This window comes from Microbacterium sp. B19 (genome assembly GCF_000333395.1).
In the GTDB taxonomy this organism is placed as follows: domain Bacteria; phylum Actinomycetota; class Actinomycetes; order Actinomycetales; family Microbacteriaceae; genus Microbacterium.
The window spans coordinates 1-9,482 of record NZ_BADA01000156.1 but is presented as its reverse complement, the minus strand read 5'-3'; the positions used below and the strand labels follow the sequence as shown (position 1 = coordinate 9,482).

At 71.1% G+C, this 9,482-nt stretch carries 7 protein-coding genes and 1 pseudogene; 7 read left to right on the top strand and 1 reads right to left on the bottom strand.

Features of this window, described 5'->3' with window-relative positions:
- On the top strand, positions 1–3,547 hold a 3,547-nt coding region (rpoC, locus tag I5G_RS20975; protein ID WP_022878297.1), incomplete at its 5' end, for a DNA-directed RNA polymerase subunit beta'.
- A 172-nt stretch (positions 3,548–3,719) separates the two neighbouring features.
- Positions 3,720–4,319: a hypothetical protein gene (locus tag I5G_RS06220; protein WP_022878296.1), complete on the top strand. Its 600-nt coding sequence runs from the start codon at positions 3,720–3,722 to the stop codon at positions 4,317–4,319.
- 10 nt (positions 4,320–4,329) lie between these two features.
- Here the strand turns inward: I5G_RS06220 and I5G_RS06215 are convergent, their stop codons facing one another.
- Positions 4,330–4,923 (bottom strand): hypothetical protein, encoded by a 594-nt coding sequence (locus I5G_RS06215; RefSeq protein ID WP_036326659.1) that lies wholly within the window; start codon positions 4,921–4,923, stop codon positions 4,330–4,332.
- 127 nt (positions 4,924–5,050) lie between these two features.
- Between I5G_RS06215 and I5G_RS06210 the strand changes: the two genes are divergently transcribed.
- The 5 genes and pseudogenes from I5G_RS06210 to I5G_RS20970 form a co-directional block, all read left to right on the top strand.
- Entirely contained in the window at positions 5,051–6,088 is a 1,038-nt protein-coding gene (locus I5G_RS06210; RefSeq protein WP_026095692.1) for a hypothetical protein, read from the top strand.
- A 10-nt stretch (positions 6,089–6,098) separates the two neighbouring features.
- Complete coding sequence (locus I5G_RS06205; RefSeq protein WP_026095691.1) at positions 6,099–6,584, top strand: hypothetical protein; 486 nt, start codon at positions 6,099–6,101, stop codon at positions 6,582–6,584.
- Positions 6,585–6,638: 54 nt separating this feature from the next.
- Positions 6,639–7,301, top strand: coding sequence for a hypothetical protein (locus tag I5G_RS06200; protein WP_022878292.1), 663 nt, complete (start codon positions 6,639–6,641; stop codon positions 7,299–7,301).
- Positions 7,302–7,401: 100 nt separating this feature from the next.
- The gene (locus tag I5G_RS06195; RefSeq protein ID WP_022878291.1) at positions 7,402–8,538 is read left to right on the top strand and encodes a serine/threonine-protein kinase; all 1,137 of its coding nucleotides are present in this window, start codon (positions 7,402–7,404) and stop codon (positions 8,536–8,538) included.
- Positions 8,535–9,482: pseudogene (locus I5G_RS20970) on the top strand (hypothetical protein); the annotation flags it as partial. The gene I5G_RS06195 and the pseudogene I5G_RS20970, both read left to right, overlap by 4 nt.

The following is a 9,482-nucleotide window of genomic DNA, read 5'->3' as shown; positions in this document are numbered from 1 at the left end:
GCCCTCGCGCCTCGGCTACCTGCTGGACATGGCGCCGAAGGACCTCGAGAAGGTCATCTACTTCGCCGCCTACATGGTCATCTCGGTCGACGAGGATGCTCGTCACCGCGACCTGGCGACGCAGGAGAACAACATCCGCCTCGAGCTGAAGACGCTCGGCGACCGTCGCGACTCGCGCATCGCCGCCCGTCTGGCGAAGCTGGAGGAGGAGCTCGCGGCCCTGGAGGCCGAGGGTGCCAAGGCCGACCAGAAGAAGAAGGTCAAGGACGCCGCCGAGAAGGACATGACCTCGATCCGCAAGAACGCGGACGAGCAGATCGCCAAGCTCGAGCGCGTGTGGGAGGACTTCCGCACGCTCGAGGTCGGTGCCCTGAAGCCCGAGGACGACGTCTTCCACGAGCTGCAGGACCGCTTCGGTCAGTACTTCGAGGCCCACATGGGCGCCGAGTCGATCAAGCGTCGCCTCGAGACCTTCGACCTGCAGGCCGAGGCCGACAGCCTCCACCTGCAGATCTCCGAGGGCAAGGGTCAGCGCAAGATCCGCGCGATCAAGCGCCTGAAGGTCGTCAACTCGTTCCTGCAGACCGGCATGTCGCCGGCCTCGATGGTGCTCGACGTCGTTCCGGTGATCCCGCCGGAGCTGCGCCCGATGGTCCAGCTCGACGGTGGCCGTTTCGCCACCTCCGACCTGAACGACCTCTACCGTCGCGTGATCAACCGCAACAACCGCCTCCGTCGCCTCATCGACCTCGGTGCCCCCGAGATCATCGTGAACAACGAGAAGCGCATGCTGCAGGAGGCCGTCGACGCGCTGTTCGACAACGGCCGCCGCGGTCGTCCCGTCACGGGTACCGGCAACCGCGCCCTGAAGTCCCTGAGCGACATGCTCAAGGGAAAGCAGGGTCGTTTCCGCCAGAACCTGCTCGGCAAGCGCGTGGACTACTCGGGCCGTTCGGTCATCATCGTCGGACCCCAGCTGAAGCTGCACCAGTGCGGTCTGCCCAAGCAGATGGCGCTCGAGCTCTTCAAGCCGTTCGTGATCAAGCGCCTGATCGACCTCGGTCACTCGCAGAACATCAAGGCCGCCAAGCGCGCCGTCGAGCGCTACCGTCCCGAGGTCTGGGACGTGCTCGAGGAGATCATCCGCGAGCGTCCCGTGCTGCTGAACCGTGCACCCACCCTGCACCGTCTCGGCATCCAGGCGTTCGAGCCCCAGCTCGTCGAGGGCAAGGCGATCCAGCTGCACCCGCTCGTCTGCGCGGCGTTCAACGCCGACTTCGACGGTGACCAGATGGCCGTCCACCTGCCGCTGTCGGTCGAGGCCCAGGCCGAGGCCCGCGTGCTGATGCTCGCGTCCAACAACATCCTGAAGCCGTCGGACGGCCGTCCGGTGACCCTGCCCTCGCAGGACATGATCATCGGTCTCCACCACCTCACCACCCTCAAGGAGGGTGCCGTGGGCGAGGGCCGTGCGTTCGGTTCGGTGGGCGAGGCGATCCTGGCCAAGGACGAGGGCACCCTCGACCTGCAGGCCAAGGCGCGCATCCGCATCCCCGGCCTGACGTTCCTCGAGGGCCAGGCGCCCGAGGGCTACGAGCAGCACGGTCTCGTGGATGCCTCGCTCGGCCAGGCGATCTTCAACGACACGCTCCCCAAGGGCTACCCGTTCGTCCGCGAGCAGGCCGACAAGGGCAAGCTGTCGCAGATCGTCAACAAGCTGGCGGAGGAGTACCCGAAGGTCGAGGTCGCCGCATCGCTCGACCGGATCAAGGACGCCGGTTTCTACTGGGCCACGCGTTCGGGTGTGACGGTCGCGCTGAGCGACATCCTCACGCCCCCGAACAAGGGCGAGATCGTCGCGGGCTACGAGAAGCAGGCCGCGAAGGTCCAGGCGCAGTACGAGAAGGGTCTGACCACCGACGCCGAGCGTCGTCAGGAGCTCATCAAGATCTGGACCGAGGCCACGGATGCCGTCCAGAAGGCGATGCGCGACAACTTCCCGGCCGACAACACCATCAACCGCATGGTCTCGTCGGGCGCCCGTGGTAACTGGCTGCAGATCCGCAACATCGCGGGTATGCGTGGTCTGGTGAACAACCCGAAGGGTGAGATCATCCCGCGTCCGATCATCTCCTCGTACCGCGAGGGTCTGTCGGTCGCCGAGTACTTCATCGCGACGCACGGTGCCCGTAAGGGTCTGGCCGACACGGCGCTCCGTACGGCCGACTCGGGTTACCTCACGCGTCGTCTGGTGGACGTCTCGCAGGACGTCATCATCCGCGAGGAGGACTGCGGCACGTCGAAGGGCCTTGAGCTCCCGATCGCCGCGGTCGACTCGTCCGGCACCCTCGTCAAGGACGCCAACGTCGAGAACTCGGTCTTCGCTCGTACGCTCGCCACGGCGGTCGTCGACGCGCAGGGCACGGTTCTGGCCGAGGCCGGCGACGACGTGGGCGACGTGCTCATCAACAAGCTGGTCGAGGGTGGTGTGGAGTCGATCAAGGTCCGCTCCGTGCTGACCTGCGACTCGGCCGTCGGTGTCTGCGCGAAGTGCTACGGCCGTTCGCTCGCGACCGGAAAGATCGTCGACATCGGCGAGGCCGTCGGCATCATCGCGGCCCAGTCGATCGGTGAGCCCGGTACCCAGCTGACGATGCGTACCTTCCACACCGGTGGTTCCGCGTCGGCCGACGACATCACGCAGGGTCTGCCCCGCGTGCAGGAGCTGTTCGAGGCCCGTACCCCCAAGGGTGCGTCGCCGATCGCCGAGGCCGACGGCCGCATCACGATCGACGAGACCGACAAGGCCAAGAAGGTCATCCTCACGCCCGACAACGGTGACGAGCCGGTCGTGTACCCGGTCCTGAAGCGTGCGACCCTCCTCGTCGAGGACGGCCAGCACGTCAAGGTCGGCGAGCCCCTCCAGGTCGGAACGCTCGACCCCAAGGAGGTCATGCGCGTGCAGGGTGCCCGCGAGGTGCAGAAGTACCTCGTGAACGGCGTCCAGGGCGTGTACCGCTCGCAGGGTGTGCCGATCCACGACAAGCACATCGAGGTCATCGTGCGCCAGATGCTGCGCAAGGTCACCGTCGTCGACCACGGCGACACCGACCTGCTCCCCGGTGAGCTGGTGGACTTCAAGCGCTACCAGACCATCAACCGCGAGGCGGTCGGCGAGGGCAAGCGTCCCGCGTCGGGTCGTCCCGAGCTGATGGGTATCACCAAGGCGTCGCTGGCGACCGAGTCGTGGCTGTCGGCCGCGTCCTTCCAGGAGACCACCCGCGTCCTGACGCAGGCGGCCATGGAGGGCAAGAGCGACCCGCTGGTCGGCCTCAAGGAGAACGTCATCATCGGAAAGCTCATCCCCGCCGGAACGGGTCTTGCGAAGTACCGCAACGTCACCGTCGAGGCGACGGAGGAGGCCAAGAGCGAGCGGTACCCCAACCGCATCTTCGCCTCGGACGGCGCGTACAGCGACGCCGACCTGAGCTACGTCGATTTCGACAGCTTCTCGACGGACGACTTCACGCCCGGCACTTATAACTGATCGATGGATGCCGCACCCCGGTGCGGCATCCTGATCCCCGAAGGCCCCCGGCTCGCGCCGGGGGCCTTCGTCGTACCCGGGGCGTTTCCGGCGGATGACGTGTCGGGGTGCGCGGCGTGTCGGGGTGGCTGCGCGCGGGGTCCCCTCACCTACCGTGGTGGGGGAGGAACGGATGGCTCGAGTCGGTGGCCGCAGTGCGTGGATCGCGTGGCCGGTGGGCGTGCTGTGCGCCGTCGTCGTCGCAGCCCTGCTCGTGCTGGCCGCGCCGGGTCTGCCGGGTACGGTGACGTTCGTGGGCGATACGCTCCGCGCCGGCTCGACGACTCCACCCTGGACCGACGCGCCGCGCGTGCCCGGCCCGGCCACGACCTGTCGCGACCTGTACACGCAGCCCATGTGGTCCGAGCTGGTGTGGTCGCCGGAGGCGCTGCTGACGCAGCGGCACACCGGGCCGCTGTCCACGCCGGAGGCGGTGGCCGCCGCGGCGCCGACTCCCGTGATCACGTGCCACTGGCGGGGCGAGGGCGGGCGTTGGCTCGAGAGCAGCGTGGCCACGGTCTCCGCCGACGGTGCCGCCGCCGTCGAGGCCACCTTGTCCGGTCAGGGCTTCGCGTGCGCGACCGACGCGGACACCGTCCACTGCGAACGCACGGCCGACGGCGTCACCGAGGTCCACGACCTCCGCGGCGACCGGTGGGTGTCCTCGACGTTCTCGAGATGGATGCCGGACGGGTACACCGCGGTCGTGGCATCCCGCGCCTTCGGCGAGTGACGGGGCGGGGTCAGCCGTAGATCGCGGCGATGATGCTCGCGGTGTAGCCCGTCGGGGCGAGGTTGGAGTACTGCGTGTCGATGAGGACGTCGTTGCGCCAGAACAGGGTGCGGCCGTCGTTGACGGCGTACGTCGTGTTGATCCAGGTCTTCTCGCAGCGGGTGCCCTCGTCGGGGGTGTAGCAGCTGAAGCCCTGGGTGTTGACGAGGTCGTTGAGCATGTCGAGCGCGGGGCCGCGGTCCATGCGCGAGATCCGCGTGACGAGACCCGTGGTGTCGGCCGCGGGGTCGCGCCAGATGCAGATGAGCGACCCGTCGGGCTGGACCCCGGACGCGCCGAGCTTCGGATCGTTGAGGGGAATGGACCCGAGCTGCGACAGCACGTCCGCGGTGAGGATCGCGCGGCAATCGGTCGGAATGGATGCCGGGGCCACGGTCGGCGTGATCGTCGGTATCGGGGTGCCGGTGGGTGTGGAGGAGACCGCCGGGGACGCTGCGGTGGGCCCCGGCGCGGCATCCGGGTCGGGTGCGCACGCGCTGAGGGCGAGTGCCGCGGCCAGCGCGAGCACCGCGGCGAGAGCCGTGGACGTCGGTCGACCGGTCATGCCGCCCACCCTAGGCGGCACCGCCGACACGGTCGAGACCGACACACGACGGCACGCCTCCGCGGCGCGGGCCGCCGCGCGGGTTAGCCTGGCGCCGCACCATATCTGCGCGCGTGAGGAGACCCCGATGAGCGACCCCCAGTCGTACGGCGACCCCGTCGACGAGCCCAAGGAAGAGGCGCACGACGTCGTCGGACGTGCCCACGAGGGGCTCGCCGACGCCGAGGCCGCCCGCCGCGACGCGGTCGAGCCGGAGGAGGCCGCTGCGGCGTGGAAGGAGCGCGAGTCGGAGCACGCCGCCGCGACTCCCGCTGCCGCGACTACGGTGCACGACGCGTCGCCGGTCGAGCCGAGCACGCCGACGGCCGTGTCGGCGCCCGCCGCGCACCGCTCCGTCGACCTCGACGACGAGGACGCCCGCTGGGCCGCGTACGCCGCGTCAGCCGAGCCGGAGGCCGCGACGACGTCCAACCCCGCCGCCGAGCCGGTCCGCGACGAGTACCGCACCGACGCGACGGTCCCCGCCGCCGCGGCCGCCGGTGCCGCCGTAGCCGCCCCCACCGCCGCGTACGCCGACGAGACGCGTCCGGTCGGCGCCGCGCAGCCGATCTTCGTCCAGGCGCCCGAGGCCCCGCGTCCGCGCGGCAACCGCGGTGCCGCCGGTGCCATCGGCCTCCTCGCGGCGCTCGTGTTCGCCGTGCTGTACCTGGCCGCGACGCTCGGCCTCGGCCTGCTCCTCGGCAGGATCCAGATCGACGGCCTCGCGGATGCCGCCCTTTCCGTGCTCGCGACCTGGACGCTGTGGGTTCCCACGGTGGCGTTCTTCATCGGCTTCTGGTTCCTCGGTTCGCTCATCAACCGGGGCGGCTGGGGTCACTGGGTCGTCTGGGGTCTGCTGGTCGGGGTGATCTCGTGGGGCGGCTACATCCTGGGTGCGCTCTTCGCCGCTCCCTTCTGGATGCTGACCGTCCGCCAGGGCGTGGACGTCGTCCAGGCGAGCGTCCTGGCCCCGCTCGCGATCGTCGCCTTCGTGCTCGGTCGCGAGCTCACCGTGTGGTTCGGTGCGTGGGTCGCCCGTCGCGGCCGCCGCGTCACCGAGCTCAACGACGAGGCACAGCGCGAGTACGAGCGCACGCTCGAGGCCGGCCCGGTCCTGTCGCAGTGACCCGGATGCCATGACAGACACGCCGCGACCGGCGGGGGTGACCCCGCCGGTCGCCGTCGTTTTCGCGACGGCGACGTTCCTCGCGCTGGCCATCGGCGGTCTCGGCGTGGCGAGCCTGCTGCTCGACGCCGACGTCATCCCCGTCCGGGGTCTCGGGCCCCTCCCGGGGGTCGTCGGCATGCTGCTGGCCCTCCTGCTGTTCGCGGGGGTGCTGCTGTGGGGGCTGCGCGCCGAACCGGCCGGGTACCTGACCGCGGTGCCGTGCGCGATCGCAGCCTATGTCGGCGAGACGCTCGGCATCGCGGTCGGCGCGGCGGTGACCGGGGGCGACCTCGCCCGTGGTCTCGCCGCGGCGGGGGCCGTCGCGCTCGGGTGGCCGGGCGCCGTGATCGCGGTCTCGGGGGTGCTCGCCGGAGCATTCGGCGTGCTCCTCGTGCGCCGCCGGGGCGAGGGCCCGCACTGGCGCTGGGAACGCCGCGACGACGACGATCGATGACCCGGGAGTCGTGGCATCCGCCCGTTCGGACACGCGGCGGGCTAGCTTAGGGGTGTGGAGCGGTCGCTCGAGACCCAGGTCGGCCAGGCGGTGGACGCCTGGCTCGCTTGGCTGCCCCGGTGGGAGCCGGCCAACCACCGCGGACGCGTCGCTCCGTGCCGACGCTGCTTCGGGTCGCCGGTGCTGTCGGCCGCGGGTCTCGGCTCCGACGTGCCGCACGGCGTGCAGCACGGGCTGTCGACGCGCGTCAAGACGATCGTCGATCACGCCGTCGCCGAGTACACCTCGCGCAACCTCCCGATGCTCCAGAACGAGCTCGACCAGCAGGCCGCGCGCAACCGGCGCCGGTCGTATCGCCCGTCCGAGGGGCTGGAACCGGAATTCGAGGGGATGCCGCTCGACCCCGAGCCCGAACCCGGCGCACCGTTCCTCTTCACGCTGACGGGTCTGGCCGCCGAGGAGGAGGCGGAACTCCCCGCCCTTCCGCCGCTCTCGGATGCGGCGAAAGCCGCGCTCCGGCAGGAGGTCGGGCTCGCCGACGACTACGCGAACATGATCGGCCGCGAGGTCTGCGCGATGCTCCTCCACCACCGCCTCCGCATCCAGGCCGCCGTCGCGGAGTACGTCGAGCCGCAGATCGCGGCCCTGCTCGACGATCTCTCCCGGTCGCTCGACGCGCCCTTCGATCCGCGCGACCCGGGGCCGATGGCATCCTGAGCTCCCTCCACAAGGCCTCGGGGCGCCTCAGCGGCTTTTGTTAGAGTTGCGAACTGTCCGCGCGAGGTGTGGCGGATGCGAGTTCCGGGGAGGGGGCACGATGCCGCAGCGCCTGCCCTCGACGCCCCCGATCCTTCCGGGCCTGGCTTACATCCGGCCGCTCGGGTCGGGCGGCTTTGCCGACGTCTTCCTCTACGGGCAGGACATGCCGCGCCGCGACGTCGCGGTCAAGGTGCTGCCGAGCGACGTGCGCGACCCCGACCTGCTGCGCATGTTCAACGCCGAGGCCGACGTGCTCGCGCACCTTTCCGCGCACCCGTCGATCGTCACGGTGTACCAGGCCGGGATCTCGGCCGACGGTCGCCCGTACATCGTCATGGAGTACTGCCCCGGGTCGCTCGCGCAGCGCTACCGGGTGGAGCGGATGCCGGTGGCCGAGGTGCTGTCGATCGGCGTGCGGATGTCCGGAGCGCTGGAGTCCGCGCATCACGCCGGCCTCGTGCACCGCGACGTCAAGCCCAGCAACATCCTCGTCACGACATTCGGCGCGCCGGTGCTCGCGGACTTCGGCATCTCGTCCTCGCTCGTGCGGCAGGGCGTGGACGAGATGCTCGCGATGAGCGTGCCGTGGAGCGCGCCCGAGGTGATCGCCGAGCAGACCGCGGGGACGGTGTCGAGCGAGGTGTGGAGCCTCGGGGCCACCGTGTATTCGCTGCTCGCCGGGCAGAGCCCCTTCGAGCGGCGCGAGCGGGGGCAGAACTCCCGCGAGCAGCTGCGCCGCCGGATCGCGCGGGCGTCGTACACCGAGATCACCCGCACCGACGTGCCGCCGTCGCTGCAGGTCGTCCTCGCGCGGGCGATGTCCCGCAATCCCGCGGACCGGTACGCGAGCGCGCGGGAGTTCGGCGAGGCGTTGCAGCGGGTGCAGACCGAGCTCGGGTTGCCGGCGACGCCGCTGGAGGTGCCCGCGGCCGAGTGGGCGCCGACGGCGCGCGCGGTCGACTTCGCCGACGGCACGCTGCGGGGTCCCGCCCGCTCGCGGATCGAGCGCGAGGGCGTGCGCAAGTCGCGCGGGCCGTCGGGGGTCGCGGGTCTGGTCCGCGACGAGGACACCGACATCTCCGCCCCGACGCGTGCCGCGCACCGCGTGCTGCCGTGGGTGCTCGCCGGGGCGACGCTCGTGGTCGCCGCCGCGATCGTCGTCGCCGCCCTCGTGGCTACCGGGGTCGTGCGATGAGGCGACGCACCATCGCGGGGCTGACGTCCGCCCTCGCCGCCGCCGCGCTCGTCGTGACGGCGAGCGTCGTCTGGCCCGGTCTCGACGCGCAGGAGACGCCCGAGGTCGACACGTCGGTGTGGGCGCTGCAGACGGGCGAGGGCCAGCGCTACGCGCGCGTCAACACCACCGTCGGCGAACTCGACACCGTGCGCACGGCCGGGAACCCGAGCCAGGTCGCGCAGGGCCCCGACGGGGCGTACCTCTTCACCGACGGCTACAGCAAGCTCACGCGGATCGACGAGGCGCAGCCCGTCGACCTGCAGGAGGACCAGCTCCAGGCGTCGCCCGAGACGCCGCCCGGCACGACCTCCGTCGTGACCGCGGGCGACTACGTCGTGTACCGCACCGACACCGGTGCCCTGTTCGCCGGCCACCTGAGCCGCGCCGGTCAGTCGGTCACCCAACTGGACCCGTTCGACACCGCGGGCGACGAGAACGCCCGGACGTACACGGCGGATGCCGTGGCCGTCGACGACCGGGGCATGATCTTCGCGTACTCGTCGGCGGACGGATCGGTCATCCGGTACGACATCGACGCCGACGAGCTCAAGGGACGCGACGCGCTGCAGGCCGACGTCGCGTCACCGGTGATCACGGCGGCGGGCGACCAGTGGGCGCTCGTGGACGCCGAGGCCGGACGCGTGTGGGTGCGCGGCAAGGACCCGGTGGACCTCGGCACGACCGAGCAGCTCGTGGTGGGCGACCCCGACGCCCGCGGCCGGGTCGTGTACCTCGCCGACGACCAGTCCCTGTGGAGCGTTCCCGTCGACGGCGGCGAGCCGCGGCGCGAGGTCGGCGCGGGCGGGAACGTGCTGGGACAGCCCGCCAAGCCGCTCGAGCACGACGGCGTCGCGTACGCGGCCTGGCTGCTCCCCGCGACGCACGCGGAACGCTGTGGCGAT

What these genes read in the sequence shown, in the direction of transcription:
- I5G_RS06220 (WP_022878296.1), top strand. Translation starts at nt 3,720, where the DNA reads ATGGCTCGAGTCGGTGGCCGCAGTGCGTGGATCGCGTGGCCGGTGGGC.
- I5G_RS06215 (WP_036326659.1), bottom strand. Translation starts at nt 4,923, where the DNA reads ATGACCGGTCGACCGACGTCCACGGCTCTCGCCGCGGTGCTCGCGCTG.
- I5G_RS06210 (WP_026095692.1), top strand. Translation starts at nt 5,051, where the DNA reads ATGAGCGACCCCCAGTCGTACGGCGACCCCGTCGACGAGCCCAAGGAA.
- I5G_RS06205 (WP_026095691.1), top strand. Translation starts at nt 6,099, where the DNA reads ATGACAGACACGCCGCGACCGGCGGGGGTGACCCCGCCGGTCGCCGTC.
- I5G_RS06195 (WP_022878291.1), top strand. Translation starts at nt 7,402, where the DNA reads ATGCCGCAGCGCCTGCCCTCGACGCCCCCGATCCTTCCGGGCCTGGCT.